The following is an 18,267-nucleotide window of genomic DNA, read 5'->3' as shown; positions in this document are numbered from 1 at the left end:
GATCGCTACATCCACTACTACAACCACGAGCGCATCAAGCTCAAACTCAAAGGGCTGAGTCCTGTGCAGTACAGGACTCAGCCCTCATAGCCCAGCCTATCAACCAACCGTCCAACTTTCGGGGGTCAGTTCATCTCGCCTGGCTTTTTCACTTCCAGTGCGACCCTGAAGCCACACCCCTACCTCAACCCACAGAATCCGCCATCTCCTTGTACTCTTCGATCTTGTCGAAGTTCAAGTATTGGTAGATCTTGTCGCCGTTCTCGTTGATGACCCCGATATCGGCCATGTACTCTTCCTTGGTCGGGATCCGGCCCAGCTTCGAGCAGATCGCGGCCAATTCAGCCGAGCCCAGGTACACGTTCGTGTTCTTGCCCAGACGGTTCGGGAAGTTACGCGTGCTGGTCGACATCACGGTGGCGCCTTCGCGCACTTGGGCCTGGTTACCCATGCACAGCGAGCAGCCGGGCATTTCGGTGCGCGCGCCGGCGGTGCCGAAGACGCCGTAGTGGCCTTCTTCGGTCAGTTGCTGCGCGTCCATCTTGGTGGGCGGGGCCACCCAGAGCTTGACCGGGATGTCGCGCTTGCCTTCCAGCAGCTTGGAGGCTGCGCGGAAGTGGCCGATGTTGGTCATGCAGCTGCCGATGAACACTTCGTCGATGACGGCGCCGGCCACTTCGGACAGGGTCTTCACGTCGTCGGGGTCGTTCGGGCAGGCCACGATGGGCTCGTGCACGTCGGCCAAGTCGATCTCGATGATCTCGGCGTATTCGGCGTCGGCATCGGGGGCCAGCAGCTGGGGGTTGGCCAGCCAGGCTTCCATGGCCTGGATGCGGCGCGTCAGGCTGCGCTCGTCTTCGTAGCCGTTGGCGATCATCCACTTCAGCATCACGATGTTGCTGTTGATGTACTCGATGATCGGTTCCTTGTTCAGGTGCACGGTGCAACCTGCGGCGGAACGTTCGGCGGACGCGTCGGAGAGTTCGAAGGCTTGTTCGACCTTCAGATCCGGCAGACCTTCGATTTCCAGGATGCGGCCGGAGAAGATGTTCTTCTTGCCGGCCTTGGCCACCGTCAGGCCGCCGCTCTTGATGGCGTACAGCGGGATGGCGTTGACCAGGTCACGCAGGGTGACGCCGGGCTGCAGCTTGCCCTTGAAGCGCACCAGCACGGATTCGGGCATGTCCAGCGGCATCACGCCGGTGGCGGCGGCAAAGGCCACGAGGCCCGAGCCGGCGGGGAAGGAGATGCCGATGGGAAAGCGCGTGTGCGAATCACCGCCCGTGCCGACCGTATCGGGCAGCAGCATGCGGTTGAGCCACGAGTGGATCACGCCGTCGCCCGGGCGCAGCGAGATGCCGCCACGGGTGCTGATGAACTGGGGCAGGGTGTGGTGCGTCTTCACGTCCACGGGCTTGGGGTAGGCCGCGGTGTGGCAGAACGATTGCATGACCAGATCGGCCGAGAAGCCCAGGCACGCCAGGTCCTTCAGCTCGTCGCGGGTCATGGGGCCGGTGGTGTCCTGGCTGCCCACCGACGTCATGCGCGGCTCGCAGTAGGTGCCCGGGCGCACGCCCTGGCCTTCCGGCAGACCGCAGGCGCGGCCAACCATCTTCTGGGCCAGCGTGAAGCCCTTGCCGGAATCTGCCGGGTTCTGCGGCAGGCGGAACAGCGTGGAGGCGGGCAGGCCGAGGGCTTCGCGCGCCTTGGCGGTCAGGCCACGGCCCACGATCAGCGGAATGCGGCCACCGGCGCGCACTTCGTCGAAGAGCACGTCGGACTTCACTTCGAATTCGGTGATGACTTCACCGTTCTTCAGCGCCTTGCCTTCATACGGGCGCAGCTCGATCACGTCGCCCATCTCCATCTTGGAGACGTCGAGTTCGATCGGCAGGGCGCCGGCATCTTCCATCGTGTTGTAGAAGATGGGGGCGATCTTGCCACCCAGGCACACGCCGCCGAAGCGCTTGTTCGGCACGAACGGGATGTCTTCGCCGGTGAACCAGAGCACGGAATTGGTGGCGGACTTGCGCGACGAACCGGTACCGACCACGTCGCCCACGTAGGCGACGAGCTCGCCCTTGGCGCGCAGGTCTTCGATGAACTTGATCGGGCCGCGCTTGCCGTCTTCTTCCGGCGTGAAGGCGGCGCCCTCGCGCTTGTTCTTCAGCATGGCCAGCGCGTGCATCGGGATGTCCGGGCGCGTGGTGGCGTCAGGCGCGGGCGACAGATCGTCCGTGTTCGTCTCGCCAGGCACCTTGAAGACGCGGATCGTCAGGCTTTGCGGCACTTCCGGGCGGCTCGTGAACCACTCGGCGTCGGCCCAGCTCTGCATCACGGCCTTGGCGTTGGCATTGCCCTTGTCCGCCTTCTCCTTCACGTCGTGGAAGGCGTCGAACATCAGCAGGGTCTTCTTCAGGCCGTCGGCAGCGATGGTGCCGACTTCGCCGTCTTCCAGCAGCTCGACCATCGGGCCGATGTTGTAGCCGCCCAGCATCGTGCCGAGGAGCTCGGTGGCCTTGGCGCGCGAGATGAGGCCACAGGCGGTCTTGCCCTTGGCCACGTCGGCCAGGAAGGCAGCCTTCACCTTAGCGGCTTCGTCCACGCCGGCAGGCACGCGGTGGGTCAGCAGTTCGACCAGGAACGCTTCCTCACCCGCGGGCGGCGCCTTCAGCAGCTCGACCAGGTCGGCGGTTTGTTGCGGGGACAGGGGCAGGGGGGGGATGCCCAGCGCGGCGCGCTCGGCCACGTGTTGGCGGTAGATATCCAGCATCGGAACTCGCGGAAAGGGAGGTGGCGGGAAAGGAACGTCGGCGGCGATTGTAGTGCTCCAGACGCCGTGGGGCAAACTCTTGTGTCTTATATAAGAGATGAGAATGGATCGCATCCCTGCCCATTTTTTCAGCACGCCTCTGGAGGCCGCATGGATGCTGGATCCGCGGCTTTCATACAGGGTTGCCCAAAGGGTTGTCCACAGCGGATGGGGACAACCGGCTAGCTGTTTTGGCTCACTGAAGCAGGCCTTGAGCTCTCAGCCGCTCGTCGATGCGGGCCAGGCGCACCTGGGGATCCCGCTCGGCGAGCAGGTCGCGCTTGTCGCCCGCGGGCAGCGGCAGGAGCTCGGCCCAGCGGTCCGCCACCCAGCCGCATTCGTCCAGCCGGAAGGGCGGGGCAAGCGGCCAGCGTTCGGCGGGCAGGGATTCGCGCTGCAGGCGGGCAATGAAGCGGCCGAGGGCGTCGGCGCAGCCCTGGAGTTCGTCGGGGATGTCTTGCGCCGTGTCGTTCTCGATGGCGGTCGGCACGCCGGTCCACAAGCCGTACTTGCCAATTTCCGTGTCGGTCAGCTGAAAGCGGGTGAGGCCCGTGCAGCGCAGGGCGAGCACGCCGGGCATCAAGGTATCGCAGGCATCGATGCGGGCCAGCGTGCCCACGTCGGCCAGCACGTCCTGGCCATCCGGGCGCCGCACCTCGCGGCCATCGAGCAGGATCACCACGCCAAAGGGCGTGCCGTCGGCCTGGCACTGGCGCACCATGTCCAGGTAGCGCACTTCGAAGACGCGCAGGTGCAGGAGTCCGTCGGGAAAGAGGGCGTTGCCCAGGGGAAAGAGAGGAAGGCGTTCCATCATGGCGCTCCGACGGGTGAGTCGCTCGGCCCCGGTGTCGGGGCGAGCCTTGCCTGTAACATAGCGCCATGACCCACGCCCTGGCTACCGATCACGAGGTGTTGTTGCAACCTTCTGGATGGCGCTTCATGGCGTCGTCGGAGGTCTCGCTGCTCAAGGCCGCCGCTGCGGCCATGATTCGCCTGCCCGCAGCTTGCCGCAATGGCACGTGCCGCGCGTGCTTGTGCCAGGCCGAGGGCCCGGTCACGTATCCCGCGGGTGTGCGTCCGGGCTTGATGCCGGAGGAGCGGGACGCGGGTTGGATCTTGCCGTGTGTAGCGCGGGCTGCGGGGGCGTTGACCCTGCAGGTGCCGGGCGCCACCCCACGCGAGGTGCGGCCGCCTCCTGACGGGCTGACCGGGGCGCGCCGATAAGAAACGGCCGGGATGCCCGCAAAAGGCATTACCGGCCGGCGTGCTACGTCGATCAGCCGCAGCGGACCGAGCTCACCACGCTCTTCTCATCCATCACCACCGTCAGGCGGCGCGGGTTGTATTCCATCGTCATGACTTGGCCAGGGCGCATCACACGCAGCGTGGCGGCGCCGGCGCGCTGCTGGGCGTCGTTGGCGGCGCGATCGTTCAGCGGCTTGCCCACGATGTTCATGACTGGATCGGCATTGCACATGCGGTCACCCTGGCCGGCGGGCGCCGAAGACGTCATGCCACCGCCCGAGCTGGCAGCGCTGCCCGAGCTGGCCGTCAGGCTGCCGGAAGGGGTACTGGAGCAGCCTGCCAGCACGGCGGCGGCGAGAGTCGAGGCAAGCAACGAGAAACGCATGAGAACTCCTGAATCCGGGCGCGAGGGCGCCGTTGACGGGCGGCGAGATTGCAATTGCCGTGCCCAGAATGCACGGTGGGCGCGGCCTGCCGTAAGATGGGCAGGCCTCATGATATCGGATGCGTCCTGACGCGTCCGCTTGTGCACTGCGGCATCCGGCTTGCTACTGGAGCCGCTTTGCCATTCGCCTGGCTTGCCCCGAACGAGAGGAACCGTCGTTGAAAGCCCCGGACCCCCGCCACGCCGCCCCTGACAGCGGCGCCGACATCCGTACGTCGTCCCATCCTCAGGCCATCAAGAAGGCCTTCCTGGATCACCTCCTCTACACGCAGGGCAAGACCCTGGAGCTCGCCTCCTCCAGCGATCTGTACCAGGCGCTCGCCCGTACCGTGCGTGATCGCCTGCTGCGCCGCTGGTCGGATACCTCCACGGTGCACAAGCGCCACGGCGCGCGCACGGTGGCGTATCTGTCCGCCGAATTCCTCATGGGCCCATCACTGGGGAACAACCTCCTCAATCTGGGCATCACCGAGGAAGTGCGCCAGGCCATGGATGAACTGGGCGTGCGGCTGGACGACTTGCTCGATCAGGAGGCAGAGCCCGGGCTGGGCAATGGCGGCCTGGGACGCCTGGCTGCCTGCTTCATCGATTCGCTCGCCACGCTGGAGATTCCGGCGCTGGGCTATGGCATTTATTACGAGTACGGCATTTTCTTCCAGACCATTGTGGATGGCTGGCAGGTGGAGAACACGGACAAGTGGCTGCGCTTCGGCAACCCGTGGGCCATCCACCATCCGGAGTGGGGCATCGACGTGAAGTTGGGGGGCTACACCGAGCCCTACACCGATGACGCCGGACGCTTTCGCGTGCGCTGGGTACCGGAAAAGACGGTGTGGGGCACGCCCTTCGACATGCCGATCCCGGGCTACCAGGTGGGCACCGTCAATACGCTGCGCCTGTGGCGCGCCGAAGCCACCGAGGAATTCGACTTCTCCGTCTTCAACCGTGGCGATTACCTCGGCGCGGTGAACAAGAAGGTGACGTCGGAGAACCTCACCAAGGTGCTCTATCCGAACGACGAGAGCGAGCAGGGCAAGGAGCTGCGCCTGGAGCAGCAGTACTTCTTCGTGTCGTGCTCGCTGCGCGACATGCTGCGCATCCAGCAGCACCGCGGCCTGCCGGCCGAGAAGCTGCACGAATCCTTCGCGGTGCAGTTGAACGACACCCACCCGGCCATTGGCGTGGCCGAGATGATGCGCCTGCTGGTGGACGAATACCTCGTGCCCTGGGACGAGGCGTGGGACACGACGCGGGCGATGTTCGCCTACACGAACCACACCTTGCTGCCCGAGGCACTGGAGCGTTGGCCGCTCAAGCTCTTCCAGCGCGTGCTGCCGCGTCACCTCGAGATCATCTACGAGATCAACCGGCGCTTTCTGAACGAAGTGCGTATCCACTTCTTTGGTGACGAGTCGCGCATCGCGCGCATGTCGCTCATCGACGAGAGCGGTGAGCGCTACGTGCGCATGGCGCACCTGGCCTGCGTGGGCAGCCACGCCATCAACGGCGTCGCCGAACTCCATTCGGCGCTCATCAAGGATCAGCTGCTGCCGGACTTCCATGCCATGTGGCCGGAGAAGTTCGACAGCGTCACCAACGGCGTCACGCCACGCCGCTGGGTGGCTTTGAGCAACCGCCGGTTGTGCGGCCTGCTCAACGAATCGCTGGATGACGGCTGGGTGAAAGATTGGTCACGCATCCGTGAAATCGAGCCCCTGGCCGACGACGCCGCCTTTGGCGAGCGCTGGCGCGAGGTCAAGCTCGCGAACAAGGCGGATCTGGCCGAGATGATCCGCGAGCAGACGGGCGTCGTCGTCGATCCGTCCTCGATGTTCGACGTGCTCGTCAAGCGCATCCACGAATACAAGCGCCAGCATCTGGCGGTGCTGCACATCGTCACGCGCTATCACCGCATCAAGGCGCAGCGCAATCGCGACATGACGCCGCGCACCTTCATCTTTGGCGGCAAGGCAGCGCCCGGCTATGCGCGCGCCAAGCTCATGATCAAGCTCATCACCGCGATCGGGGATGTGATCAACCACGACCCGGACGTGCGCGATCTGCTGAAGGTGGTGTTCGTGCCGAACTTCAGCGTGTCCAAGGGGCAGGCGCTGTATCCGGCGGCCGAGCTCTCCGAGCAGATCTCGCTCGCAGGCAAAGAGGCGTCGGGCACAGGCAACATGAAGTTCGCCATGAATGGTGCGCTCACCATCGGCACCATGGATGGCGCCAATATCGAGATCTGCCAGCAGGTGGGCGACGAGAATTTCTTCCCCTTCGGCATGTCGGCCGAAGAGGCCGTGGCGCTGCGCCGCACGGGCTACGTGCCAGCGCAGTACTACCGCGACGACGGCGAGCTGCGCGCGGTGATCGATCTCATCCGCTCGGGCTTCTTCTCGCGCGGCGACACCAACGTCTTCGCGCCCTTGCTCGACGAGCTGATGAACGAAGACCGCTACATGCTGCTGGCGGATTACGCGTCCTACGTGAGCGCGCAGGGCCGGGTGGACGAGACCTACAACGACCCGGCGCTGTGGACGCGTATGTCGATCCTCAATTGTGCCCGGTCGGGGATCTTTTCGTCGGATCGCTCGATCGAGGAATACCGCGAGCGCATCTGGCGTGTGCAGCCCATCCGTCAGGGCGAGCCCGGGGGCGGGCGGTGAGCGTTAACGGCACCCCAATAGCAAAGACGGGCGCGGCCGGCCCGGTCATCCAGAGCCTCCTCGACACGGACTTGTACAAGTTCACGATGTGGCAGGCGATGTTGCATCGGCATCCTGGCAACCACGCGGTGTATCGGTTCGACTGCCGCAACGTGCCGGCGTATCCGCTGGCCGAGCTGGTGGACGACGTCCGGGCCGAGCTCGATGCTTTGTGCGCGCTGCGCTTTCAGCCCGACGAGCTCGCGTACCTCGCCGGTCTGCGATTCATGAAGCCGGATTTCATCGACTTCCTGAGCATCTTCCACTTCCAGTCGCGCTTCCTGCGCGTGTGGACGGAGGGCGAGCGGCTGTGCGTCGAAGCCGAGGGCCCGCAGGTGCACGTGATGGGCTTCGAGATCTTCGTGCTCGCCATCATCAACGAGCTGTACTTTCGCCGCTTCGACGCGCAGGCGGCACTGGCCGAAGGCCGCAAGCGCCTGCACGCGAAGATCGACCAGTTGCAGAAGGCCGCGCGCGACCCGGCCGTGCAGGCGCGCCGCCATCCCTTCGAGTTCTTCGACTTCGGCCTGCGCCGGCGCTACAGCCGGCAGTGGCACCACGAAGTCACGCAGACGCTGCGCACGGCCGTGCCCGATCTCTTCAAGGGCACGTCCAACGTGGATCTGGCCCGCCGCCTGGATCTCGTGCCCATCGGCACCATGGCGCACGAGTACCTGCAGTCCTACCAGGCGCAGAACGTGCGCCTGCGCGACTTCCAGCGCGAGGCGCTGGAAGGCTGGGTGCAGGAGTACCGTGGCGACCTGGGCGTGGCGTTGACCGACGTGGTCGGCATGGACGCCTTCCTAGCGGATTTCGACCTGTACTTCGCCAAGCTCTTCGACGGCCTGCGTCACGACTCGGGCGACCCGATCGTCTGGGGCGAGAAGGCGCTGGCGCACTACACGGCGCTGCGCATCGACGCACACAACAAGCGGCTCACGTTCTCCGATGGCCTCGACGTGTCGCGCGCGCTGGCCTTGCACGCGCACTTCGCCGATCGCACACAACTGGGCTTTGGCATCGGCACGCATCTGACCAACGACGTGGGCATCACCCCGCTCAGCATCGTGATGAAGCTCGTGCAGTGCAATGGCCAGCCGGTGGCGAAGGTGTCCGATTCGCCGGGCAAGGCGATGGCCGTGGACGAAACCTTCCTCACCTACCTGAAGCAGGTGTTCGGCATCACGACCTGAGGCGGGCGCTCAGCGTGGCTCCAGGCTGCGCGCCTGTTCGACTTCGGCATGCCGGCGCGCCACTTGTTGTGCGACGCCCAGCATGTGCGCCTTGACCTGGGCCAGCCGCGTTTCCCGCAGGCGCTCGGCCATGGCCGTGATGGTGATGGCCGCAAGCGGGGCACCATCGGGCTCGCGCACGGGCACGGCAATGGCGCTCGTGCCCGGCATCAGCCCGATGGGCGCGTGCGCGAAGCCGCTGCTGCGCGCCGTCGCCACTCGCTCAAGGAGCGCCACGGGATCCTCATGGTGCAGCGCCAGCCGCCGGGCATTGGCCTGCATGATGCGCTCGCACGCCGCTTCGGGCAGGCACGACAGCAGCGCGATGCCGGAGACCCCGAGGCCCAACGGCCGGCGCACGCCGACCTCGATCGACAGCACTTGGATGGGATGGGTGCCCGTGCGGCGCCCGATGCAGATCGAGTCCGTGCTGCGCTGCACGCTCAGAAAGACGGTATCGCCAACCTGGCTGGCGAGCTCGGCCAGGTAGGGCTCGGCCAGGGCGAGCAGCGGAAAGCGGCGCGTACGGGCGAGGCCCAGCAGGGCGATCTCTGGGCCCACACGATACCGGCGCGAGGCCGCGTCCTGCTCCACGGCGCCCTCGGCCACCAGGGCCTTGAGCAGGCGGTGCACCGCGGGCCGGTTCAGGCCGGACATCGTGACCAGATCGGTGAGGCGCACGCCGTGCTCCTGACCGCACGCCACCAGCCGCAGGATGCCCATCGCGCGGCGTACGGATTGACCGCCCGGGGCCGCATCCTCAGCGTCGTCATCGCGGGTGTCGAGCGGGCCGGTTGTCATCAGCGCTCCTCGGGCCGCAGGATGCTCTTGGGCGTCTGCGCGATGCTCTGCTGGCGCACGATGGTGCCCAGCCCGGCATAGTGCGGCCCGCCCAGCCGTGCCAGCGGGCGCAGCGCACCTGAGTCCACCTTGCCGTCCTGGATCAGCGCGTCGCGCACGTGAAAGGCCACGACTTCGCCGACGAAGAATTCCGCGCCGGTGTCGCCGTAAGGCGTGATGCTGTGCAGGCGGCACTCCAGGCTTGCCGGCGCATCCGCGAGGCGCGGCGTCTGGACGATGCTGGAGGGCGCGAGCGCCAAGCCCAGCAGCGCCGGTTCGCTCACCTGCGGGGGGTGCTCGACGGCGCTCAGGTGCACCTCCGAGACGAAGTCTTCGTGCGCCACGTTCACGACGAATTCCCCGTTGCCCGTGATGTTCAGCGCCGTGTCCTTGCGCACGCCCGCCTTGCGGCCGATGTTCACGCCCAGCATGGGCGGCTTGTTGGACACGATGGTGAAGCAGCTGAATGGAGCGAGGTTGACCAGGCCCTCGGCCGACGTGCTGGTGATCCAGGCGATGGGGCGGGGCACGACCAGGCCGGTCATGAGCTTGTAGGTCTGTTCAGGGTCGAGATCTTGGGCGCTGATCCGCATGCGTGTCTCCAGTAGGTACGGACTGTGGACTATCCGTGGGGTCGTGGGTGCGGAGCCGGGGCTGGAAAAGCGGCAGGTCGACGTCGGTGACGTACCGGTTCGCTCTCGTGAAAAAGCCTTGGCCCACATCCTATCATCGCCTTGGTCGAGCCCGGGTCGCCAGATCCAAGATCGTTTTGCGTCCGCTATGTGGACGTAATTCGTGCTTTCGCGTTGGCATCGTTGGGGGGCACTTCTACAGTTTCCGGACACCAACAATCCGGAGACACCGCCATGCCCCGACTGCCTGTCCGCTTCTGCCTGTCCCTCGTGATGGGCGCCATCGCTGCCCCTGCGCTGGCCGCCTGGCCGGATCGCCCCGTGCAGATCGTCGTGCCATATCCGCCCGGCGGGAACGTCGACGTGGCTGCGCGCCTCATCGCGCCCGGGCTGCAGAAGGCCTTCGGCCAGCCCTTCGTCGTGGAGAACAAGGCGGGGGCGGGCGGCATGATCGGGGGCGAATACGTGGCGCGGGCCGAGCCCGATGGCTACACGCTCTTCATGGCGGCAAACGGGCCGCTGCTCTTCAGTCCGCTCATCTTCGGGCGCACGCCCTACCGGTGGAACGAGGATTTCGCCCCGATCAGTTCGGTGTCCCACACGCCGCTGGTGTTGCAGGTGCACCCCAAGGTGGGTGTGAGCACGGTGCAGGCATTCCTGGATCTGGCGCGCAGCAAGCCGGGCGCGTTGAACATGGCGTCGCCGGGCGCCGGCACGACCAATCACCTGGTGAGCGAGCTGCTGCAATCGGTGAGTGGCGCCAAGTGGACGACGGCGCATTACCGCGGCAATGCCCCGGCCACGCAGGATCTGCTGGGCGGCCAGGTGGATTTCAACTTCGACCAGATCTCGGTGGCCTTGCCCTACATCCAGGAAGGCCGCACCCAGGGGCTTGCCGTGACCAGCGCCGAGCGTCTGCCGTCGCTGCCGGATGTGCCGACATTTGCCGAGGCGGGCGTCGAGGACATGGTGGCCGCGACCTTCACGGGGCTTCTCGCACCCAAGGGCACGCCGCCCGAGGTGGTGGAGCGGCTGAGCGAGGCCGTGCAGAAGATCTTGCAGGAGCCCGGCGTCATCGAGCGCTTCGAAGGCCTGGGTGCCCAGGCCAAGGGCAGCACGCCAGCCGACTTCACCGAGTACCTGGCCAGCGAGGACGCCCGCTGGACGCCGATCATCCAAAAAGCCGGCATCAAAGCCAATTGAGGCACCCAACCCATGACACGCAAGAGCATCCACGCTGAAGGATTCAGCCACAAGAACCCCATTCCGTCGGCCTGCCGCATCGGCCCGATGCTGTACTCGGGCAGCATCCTGGGCACGGATCCGGCCACCGGCGCCTACGGCGCCACGCTTGCCGAGCAGTGCGAGCTGATGTTCGCGCAGATGGCGCGCGTCATGCAGGCCGGCGGCGGCTCCATGCACGACATCATCAAGATGACCGTGTGGATGCGCGACCGCTCGCAGCGGGCTGCGTTGAACGCCGTGTGGCTGCAGGCCTTCCCCGACCCAAACGACCGGCCCGCGCGACACACGATGCAAGCGGATCTCGATGGCGACAAGCTCATCGAGTGCGAGATCGTGGCGGTGATCCAGGGAGGCGAGCATGCCTGACTATCAAGCTTTCCACCCGAATCCGACCGCGCCGTCCTTCACGCTGCCGGCTGGCAGCTGCGACAGCCAGTTCCACGTGTTCGGTCCGCGCGAACGCTATCCGGTGCGTCCGGAGGCCGCCTATGAAATGCCCAGTGCCACCATCGACAAGGCGCTTGCACTGCATCGCCTGCTCGGTATCGAGCGCGGCGTGATCGTGCAGGCCACGACGTATGGCGCCGACCATGCGGTGGTGCTGGACGGCCTGGCTGCGGCCGGCCCGAACTACCGCGGCTGTGCCAACGCCGCGGTGCTGCTGGAAGGCAACGATGCCTATCTCGAGCGACTGCACGCCGCGGGCGTGCGGGGCGCACGGTTCACGCGGCAGGCGCTGGGCATCCGCATGAGCGATGCCGAGTACCAGCGCGCCCTGGCGCGCATTCGTGAGCTGGGCTGGTACGCCAAGTACCAGCCCGAACCCGATGGCATGGTGGCGCAGCTCGCCCTCTTCGAGACGCTGGACATCCCCGTGCTCCTGGATCACATGGGGCGCGCGGATCCCCGTAACGGCCAGGCCGACCCGACGCTCTCGGCGTTGCTGGAGCTCGTGCGGCGCGGCAACGTCTGGGTGATGCTCTCGTTGACAGAAAAGATCTCCCGCGCCGGGCATCCGTGGGACGACGTGCTGCCGATCGCCCATGCCTTGATCGACGCCGCGCCTGAGCGCGTGGTCTGGGGCAGCGACTGGCCGCATCCCGTCTCGGTCAATGCCACGCCAAACGAAGGCCATCTGCTCGATCAGCTGCGCCGTTATGCCCGCGATGAGGCCACCCTCGAGCGCATCCTGGTCACCAACCCTGCCCATCTCTTCGGATTCGCCGCATGAAACTCGTCTCTTTTGAAACTGGTGGGCAAGCCCGCTTTGGTGTGGTGGCCGGCGAAGGCGTTGTCGATCTCACGACGCGGCTGGGCGCTGACATCACGACCCTGCGCGCCGCCTTGGCGGCTGACCTGCTGCCGCGCATCGCCCAGATCGCCGAGCAGACGGCGCCGGATCACCGCCTGGACGCGGTGCGGCTCGTCTCGCCGATTCCGGATGCCGAGAAGATCATCTGCGTCGGGGTGAACTACGGGAATCGCAACGAGGAATACAAGGACGGCTCCGCGCCGCCCGCGTATCCCAGCGTCTTTCCCCGCTTCACACGCTCCTTCGTCGGCCACGGCGATGCCTTGCGCCGGCCACCCGAATCCGCCCAGCTGGACTACGAGGGCGAGATCGCCATCGTGATCGGCAAGCCCGGCCGCCGGATTCCCGAGGCTGAGGCCGAGTCCCACATCGCCGGGCTCACCTGCCTGAACGAGGGCACGATCCGGGATTGGCTGCGTCATGGCAAGTTCAACGTCACCCAGGGCAAGAACTGGGACGCGAGCGGGTCGATCGGGCCTTGGCTCGTGACGGCCGATGCCTTTGCCGGCTACGACGATCTCACCGTCACCACGCGCGTGAACGGCGAGGTGCGTCAGCACGACACGACGGCCAACCTCATGTTTTCGTTCCGTCGGCTCATCCACTACATCTCCACCTGGACCACGCTGGTGCCGGGCGACATCATCTCCACGGGCACGCCGGTGGGCGCTGGCGTGCGCTTCGATCCGCCGCGCTTTCTGCAGCCGGGAGATCGTGTCGAGGTGGACGTGCCGGGCATCGGCGTGCTCGTCAACGAGGTCCGCGACGAGGAGGTGAGCCCATGCTGAGCGCCGACCAACGCCAGGAAGCGGCCCGACTGCTCTTGCAGGCGGAGCGCGAGGTCAAACCCGTGACGCAGCTGGACGTGACCTTCCCGGGCATCGACATCGAGGATGCCTATGCCATCCAGCAGGCTGTGGTGGCCGAGAAGATGGCCGGCGGGGCGAAGCTGCGCGGCCACAAGATCGGCCTCACGTCCAAGGCCATGCAGCGCTCCGTGGGTATCGACGAGCCGGATTATGGGCATCTTCTTGACGACATGTTCTTCGAGGACGGCGCCACGATTCCGGTGGCGCGCTTCATCGTGCCGCGCGTGGAAGTCGAGCTCGCCTTCGTGCTGGGTGAGCCCCTGCGCGGGCCGGGCGTGACGCTCTTCGACGTGCTGCGGGCCACGGAGTATGTCGTGCCGGCCCTGGAGTTGATCGATGGGCGCAGCCAGTATCCACGTCGTCTCGTGGACAACATTTCGGACAACGCTGCCTGCGGTGGCGTAATCCTGGGCGGCCGGCCGGTGCGGCCGATGGACGTGGATCTGCGCTGGGTGGCTGCCGTCCTCTCGCGCAACGGCGTCATCGAGGAGTCGGGGGTGTCTGCCGCGGTCCTGGGTCACCCGGCCATGGGCGTGGCCTGGCTGGCCAACAAGTTGGCGCCTTTCGATACGGCGTTGGAAGCCGGGCACGTCGTGCTGGCCGGCTCCTTCACGCGGATGGTGTCCGTGCAGGCCGGTGATACGATCCATGCGGACTACGGGCCGCTCGGCAGCATCGCGGTCCATTTCGCCTGAGGAGAGCAGCATGGATCTACCCGTCAATCACTTCAAGCGCGCCATCCAGAAGCGCGAGCACCAGCTGGGCCTGTGGGTGACGCTGGCCAATGCCTTCACGACGGAACTGGTGGCCGGCGCCGGCTTCGACTGGCTGCTGATCGACACCGAGCATTCGCCCGCCGGCCTGGAGACGGTGGTGTCGCAATTGCAGGCGGCAGCGCGCTTTCCGAGCTCGCATCCGATCGTGCGGCCGGCCTGGGGCGACAACGTGCGCATCAAGCGCTTCCTGGATGCCGGGGCGCAGACCCTCTTGCTGCCCTACATCCAGAGCGCGGAGGAAGCCGCCAACGCCGTGGCCGGCATGCGCTATGCGCCGCGCGGCGTACGGGGTGTGAGCGGCACGACCCGGGCGAGTGGATTCGGCCGCGTGCCGGATTACCTGCGCCGCTGCGAAGAGGAGCTCTGCCTCCTGGTGCAGGTGGAGACGCGCGAAGCCCTGGATGCGCTGGACGACATCCTGAAGGTCGATGGCGTGGACGGCGTGTTCATCGGGCCGGCGGACCTCTCGGCAAGCCTGGGGCACCTAGGCAACCAGGCTCACCCCGAGGTGCAGTCCGCGATCGAGGACGCCATTCGTCGCATTCGTGCTGCAGGCAAGGCGCCTGGCATCCTCACGACGGACGAATCGCTGGCGCGACGCTACATCGAGTTGGGTTCGCTCTTCACGGCCGTGGGCGTCGACGCGGCCATCCTGGCCCGCCAGACGGAGAGCCTCGCCGCACGCTTTCGCTAGCGGCGACGCAACCGGGGCCTGACGCCTGCCGGTGCAGGCCCCCGGCCATTTCGGATACAGTCAAAGGCCCGCAACTCGACTCGTCTCGCATGCGCCGCCGAATCCGTCGTGCCTTTGTCGTCCTCGTCGTGGCCGTCAGTGCCGCGTGGCAGCCTGCCCAGGCGGCGGATTCCCCGTTGGGCAGGCGGGTCGCCGTCCTCATCGGCGTCACGGAATACGGTCCGGGCGACAACCTCGCCAATCCGGGCCGGGACGCCACCCGCATGGGCGAGACGCTGGCCCGCCTGGGGTATGACGTGCGGGTGCTCGTCAATCCGACGCAGGCCAAGGTCGAGTCCACCGTGGCCACGCTGGAGTCGCAGGTCAAGGCCGAGTCCGTGCCGCTCGAATCGCTGCTGTTCTTCTTCTCAGGTCACGGCGGGCAGCGGAACGGCGTCTCGCAGTTGATCCTGGGCGACGCCGATGCCGAGGGCGAATACCGCACGCTGGATCTGGCCGCGCTCTCCACGCGGCTGGGCGCCTTGAAGGCCGCGGCCACAGTGTTCGTGCTCGATGCCTGCCGCGAGGACGATGCCGAGTTGATTCGCGGTGGCAAGACAGGGCTGGCGCCGCCGCCGCGCGCGACCGGCGCGTTCTTCGCCTACGCTGCGGCCCCGGGCGATCTGGCCTACGACGACGCGGGCTGGGAGGATCGGGAGCTGAGCCCGTTCACCTATGCCCTCATCGACGAGCTGCTCGTGCCAGGCCAGGACATCGGCATCATCATGCGCAAGGTGCGCGATCGCGTCTCGCGCGATACCCAGGGCGAGCAGATCCCCTGGACGGAGGATGCGCTCACCGGGCCCTTGGTGCTCAATGCGGCACCTGTGACGCCCGCGCTTTTCGATCTCTACGGCAAGGCCTTGAAGGGGGACGCACTGGCGGCGCGCGACCTGGGCTATGCCTACCTGTATGGCGAGGGTGTCGACACGACGTGGAGCGCGGGCTGGAGCTGTTGCGCCAGTCTGCCGGGCTGGGGGATTCGCAGGCGATGCTGGCGCTGGGCGCCTTCGAGGCCGAGCGCGATCGCAATGCCCTGCAGCCTGGGCATGCCGCGCGTGACTGGTATCTGAAGGCGGGGGATGCGGGCAGCGCCGAGGCCTGGTATCGGCTCGCCGAGCTCGACATGGCGAAGCTGGCCGACGGCCAGCGTCCAGGCTCTCAGGTGTTTGCCTGGTATCGCCGCGCGATGAGCGCCGGGCATGACCCGGCAGCCGCGCGCTACCTGGATCTCAATCTACGGTTCGCGATGGATGCGAAGCTCGATCGCGCGGCCACGCTGAAGCAGTTGCGCGAGCGCTCGACTCAGGGAAACGTGGCGGCGATGGTGGTGCTGGGGCGGGTGTACGCCGATCCGCAGTTGGCCGAGCACGACGATCGTGAGGCCACGTTCTGGTTCGAGCGGGCAGCGGGCGCGGGCAACGTCGATGCCTTGCTGGAGCAGGCGCGCATGGCAGGCGAGGGCCGCGGCGAGCCTGCGGATCTGGTCAAGGCCCATGCGCTCACGCGTCAGGCGGCCGAGCGGGGCAGCCCGCGCGGCATGCTGTTGCTGGCCCGCCAGCTGCAGCAAGGTCGGGGCGTGGCCGCCGACCCGGCCGCGGCGTTGATCTGGTTCCGGCGGGCAGCAGCCGCGGGTGAGACCGAAGCCCTGTCCGATCTCGGCCACGCCGCCGAGAATGGCGTGGGCCGCGACCGCGATCGCGACGAAGCCGTGGCCCTGTATCGACGCGCGGCTGCGCTGGGGGATCCGATCGGCACGCGGCATCTGGCCGTGGTGTTCGAGCACGGCGTCGGCGTTCGTCGCAACGTGGATCGGGCGATCGCGCTGTATCGGCGTGCCGCCGGGCAGGGCGATGCACGGGCGCAGGCGTCGCTGGCGGTGCTGGCCAACAACGGCCTGCTCACGAGCTTTCCCGATCCCGTCCAAGGGGCGGCGGGGTTGACGAAGGTGCTCGATACCGCCCGTGATGGTGACTACACGTTCAAGCTCGCGCAGATGGTGGAGAAGGGCATTGGCGTGCCGGCCGATCCGGCCCGAGCCGTGCGGCTGTATCGCCGGGCCGCCAACGAAGGCAGCGCCGCCGCGGCGTCCGAATTGGCCGCGATGTACAAGCTCGGTAGCGGCGTGGAGCAGGATGTGCCCAGAGCCGTGGGCCTGTGGCAGCAGGCGGCGCTAGCAGGAGACTCTGCTGCCTCCTACAACCTGGCCGTGAGCTATGCCGAGCGCAACGATGGCCCGCAGGATCTGGCCGAAGCGGCGCGCTGGGCGCGGCGCAGCGCGGAATCCGGCAACGCGGAAGCCATGACGCTGCATGCCCGCCACCGGTATCTCGGCACGCCCGGGCAGCCTGCGGACGTGGATGCCGCCTTCGACTGGCTGACCCGCGCACTGGAAGCCCGCAACGGTTGGGCGGCAGGCACGCTCGTCGCGCTGGCGACAGGGCAAGGGGATCTGCCCACGACAACCGAGGTGCGAGAACGCGCGCTCTTCGTGCTCGTCGATGCGATGGAGCGCACGCGCAGTGCGCTGGCGGCGCAGGCCTTGCGCCAGGTGTACGAGGCCAGCACCGAGCCAGGCGGGCAACGGGCGACGTTGGCGATGCTGCAGGCGCGGTTGGATGGCCCCGAGCGGGGGCGGGCGCTAATGCTGCTGGGCGGCGCCGTGGCGGAGGGCCGACTGGGCGATGCGCCGGATCCCGTTCGCGCCGCGCAGCACTACCGGGATGCCATCGCCGCTGGCGAGCCCTTGGCCCACCGCTTTCTGGGCGATCTGATCGCCGAAGGCAAACTGCCCGGCATACCCATCGAGCGGGCCATCGACGCCTATCGTGCAGGCGAACAAGCCGGTGACGCGGCGGCCGCCAACAACCTGGGCGTGGCCTACCTTGACGGCGTCGGCGGCGAGCCCGACCGCGATGCGGCATTCGAGAGCTTTCGGATGGCTGCCGAGAACGGGTTGCCGGGGGGTATGTACAACCTCGCGGTGGCGTACCAGCGCGGCTATGGGGTGCGCACGTCCCTGGAGCAGGCCGAGCAGTGGTATGAGCGCGCCGTCGCGCGCGGTCACGTGGCCGCGCGGCTGGGCCTCGTCTCGGTGCTCCTCAACGAGCAGCCCGAGTCGCGCGATTACTCGCGCGCCTTCTGGCACCTGGCGGATCTCGGCCGCCAGGGCTCGCCGCAGGCCGTGCAGGCATTGGGCGAGGTGGTGCGCAATGGCAAGCTCTCGAGCGGGGTGCGTGGGCGCGCGCTGGCGATCGTGACCCGACTTGCGCAGCAGGAGAACGTGGATGTTGCCGCCCGCCTGCTGGACGATCTCGTGCAGCGTCGTGACATCCGGCGCGCGCCGGATGGCGGGTATCGCGTGGCGGCGTCTCGGGGCACCTGACGCTCACGCAACGCGCGCGGGCGGCTGCCGGCATAC

17 protein-coding genes are annotated in these 18,267 nt (G+C 67.2%); 12 read left to right on the top strand and 5 right to left on the bottom strand.

What is annotated here, in order from left to right; genetic code table 11:
- The coding region (locus IMZ29_RS17705) for an IS3 family transposase (RefSeq protein ID WP_216183664.1) at positions 1 to 90 on the top strand (90 nt) is incomplete at its 5' end.
- 94 nt (positions 91 to 184) lie between these two features.
- On the opposite strand, the gene acnB is transcribed toward IMZ29_RS17705, so the two are convergent.
- Positions 185 to 2,773, bottom strand: a complete 2,589-nt coding sequence (gene acnB / locus IMZ29_RS17700) for a bifunctional aconitate hydratase 2/2-methylisocitrate dehydratase (RefSeq protein WP_216186550.1) — start codon at positions 2,771 to 2,773, stop codon at positions 185 to 187.
- Positions 2,774 to 3,008: 235 nt separating this feature from the next.
- Complete coding sequence (locus tag IMZ29_RS17695) at positions 3,009 to 3,623, bottom strand: LON peptidase substrate-binding domain-containing protein (protein ID WP_216186548.1); 615 nt, start codon at positions 3,621 to 3,623, stop codon at positions 3,009 to 3,011.
- Positions 3,624 to 3,691: 68 nt separating this feature from the next.
- Between IMZ29_RS17695 and IMZ29_RS17690 the strand changes: the two genes are divergently transcribed.
- Positions 3,692 to 4,036, top strand: coding sequence for a 2Fe-2S iron-sulfur cluster-binding protein (locus IMZ29_RS17690; RefSeq protein WP_216186545.1), 345 nt, complete (start codon positions 3,692 to 3,694; stop codon positions 4,034 to 4,036).
- A 52-nt stretch (positions 4,037 to 4,088) separates the two neighbouring features.
- Here the strand turns inward: IMZ29_RS17690 and IMZ29_RS17685 are convergent, their stop codons facing one another.
- Complete coding sequence (locus tag IMZ29_RS17685; protein WP_216186543.1) at positions 4,089 to 4,442, bottom strand: I78 family peptidase inhibitor; 354 nt, start codon at positions 4,440 to 4,442, stop codon at positions 4,089 to 4,091.
- A 218-nt stretch (positions 4,443 to 4,660) separates the two neighbouring features.
- Here IMZ29_RS17685 and IMZ29_RS17680 point away from each other — a divergent pair, with 218 nt between their 5' ends.
- Positions 4,661 to 7,168 (top strand): glycogen/starch/alpha-glucan phosphorylase, encoded by a 2,508-nt coding sequence (locus IMZ29_RS17680; protein ID WP_256445194.1) that lies wholly within the window; start codon positions 4,661 to 4,663, stop codon positions 7,166 to 7,168.
- A gap of 17 nt (positions 7,169 to 7,185) precedes the next feature.
- Complete coding sequence (gene pncB / locus IMZ29_RS17675) at positions 7,186 to 8,400, top strand: nicotinate phosphoribosyltransferase (protein ID WP_216186553.1); 1,215 nt, start codon at positions 7,186 to 7,188, stop codon at positions 8,398 to 8,400.
- A 9-nt stretch (positions 8,401 to 8,409) separates the two neighbouring features.
- Here the strand turns inward: pncB and IMZ29_RS17670 are convergent, their stop codons facing one another.
- Entirely contained in the window at positions 8,410 to 9,240 is an 831-nt protein-coding gene (locus tag IMZ29_RS17670; RefSeq protein WP_216186540.1) for an IclR family transcriptional regulator, read from the bottom strand.
- Positions 9,240 to 9,872: a flavin reductase family protein gene (locus tag IMZ29_RS17665; protein WP_216186538.1), complete on the bottom strand. Its 633-nt coding sequence runs from the start codon at positions 9,870 to 9,872 to the stop codon at positions 9,240 to 9,242. Before IMZ29_RS17665 ends, IMZ29_RS17670 begins: the two co-directional genes overlap by 1 nt.
- A 273-nt stretch (positions 9,873 to 10,145) precedes the next feature.
- Between IMZ29_RS17665 and IMZ29_RS17660 the strand changes: the two genes are divergently transcribed.
- The 8 genes from IMZ29_RS17660 (at position 10,146) to IMZ29_RS17625 (ending at position 18,231) form a co-directional block, all read left to right on the top strand.
- Positions 10,146 to 11,114 (top strand): Bug family tripartite tricarboxylate transporter substrate binding protein, encoded by a 969-nt coding sequence (locus IMZ29_RS17660; protein ID WP_216186535.1) that lies wholly within the window; start codon positions 10,146 to 10,148, stop codon positions 11,112 to 11,114.
- A 12-nt stretch (positions 11,115 to 11,126) separates the two neighbouring features.
- Positions 11,127 to 11,522 carry a RidA family protein gene (locus IMZ29_RS17655; protein WP_216186533.1) on the top strand — a complete coding sequence of 132 codons (396 nt, stop codon included), beginning with the start codon at positions 11,127 to 11,129 and terminating at the stop codon, positions 11,520 to 11,522.
- Entirely contained in the window at positions 11,515 to 12,387 is an 873-nt protein-coding gene (locus IMZ29_RS17650) for an amidohydrolase family protein (RefSeq protein ID WP_216186531.1), read from the top strand. The genes IMZ29_RS17655 and IMZ29_RS17650 overlap by 8 nt, the downstream gene beginning before the upstream one ends.
- A complete protein-coding gene (locus IMZ29_RS17645; protein WP_216186529.1) occupies positions 12,384 to 13,256 on the top strand; it encodes a fumarylacetoacetate hydrolase family protein in 873 nt (290 codons plus the stop codon). Before IMZ29_RS17650 ends, IMZ29_RS17645 begins: the two co-directional genes overlap by 4 nt.
- A complete protein-coding gene (gene hpaH, locus IMZ29_RS17640; protein ID WP_216186527.1) occupies positions 13,250 to 14,032 on the top strand; it encodes a 2-oxo-hept-4-ene-1,7-dioate hydratase in 783 nt (260 codons plus the stop codon). Before IMZ29_RS17645 ends, hpaH begins: the two co-directional genes overlap by 7 nt.
- Before the next feature lie 10 nt (positions 14,033 to 14,042).
- Positions 14,043 to 14,807 (top strand): aldolase/citrate lyase family protein, encoded by a 765-nt coding sequence (locus tag IMZ29_RS17635; RefSeq protein ID WP_216186525.1) that lies wholly within the window; start codon positions 14,043 to 14,045, stop codon positions 14,805 to 14,807.
- 89 nt (positions 14,808 to 14,896) lie between these two features.
- A complete protein-coding gene (locus IMZ29_RS17630; protein ID WP_216186523.1) occupies positions 14,897 to 15,919 on the top strand; it encodes a caspase family protein in 1,023 nt (340 codons plus the stop codon).
- Positions 15,802 to 18,231 carry a tetratricopeptide repeat protein gene (locus tag IMZ29_RS17625; RefSeq protein WP_216186521.1) on the top strand — a complete coding sequence of 810 codons (2,430 nt, stop codon included), beginning with the start codon at positions 15,802 to 15,804 and terminating at the stop codon, positions 18,229 to 18,231. Before IMZ29_RS17630 ends, IMZ29_RS17625 begins: the two co-directional genes overlap by 118 nt.
- Positions 18,232 to 18,267: the final 36 nt, after the last annotated feature.

The sequence above is a fragment of the Verticiella alkaliphila genome, from assembly GCF_018904615.1.
Lineage (GTDB): Bacteria > Pseudomonadota > Gammaproteobacteria > Burkholderiales > Burkholderiaceae_B > Verticiella > Verticiella alkaliphila.
This window is presented reverse-complemented; position numbering and strand designations above follow the sequence as displayed.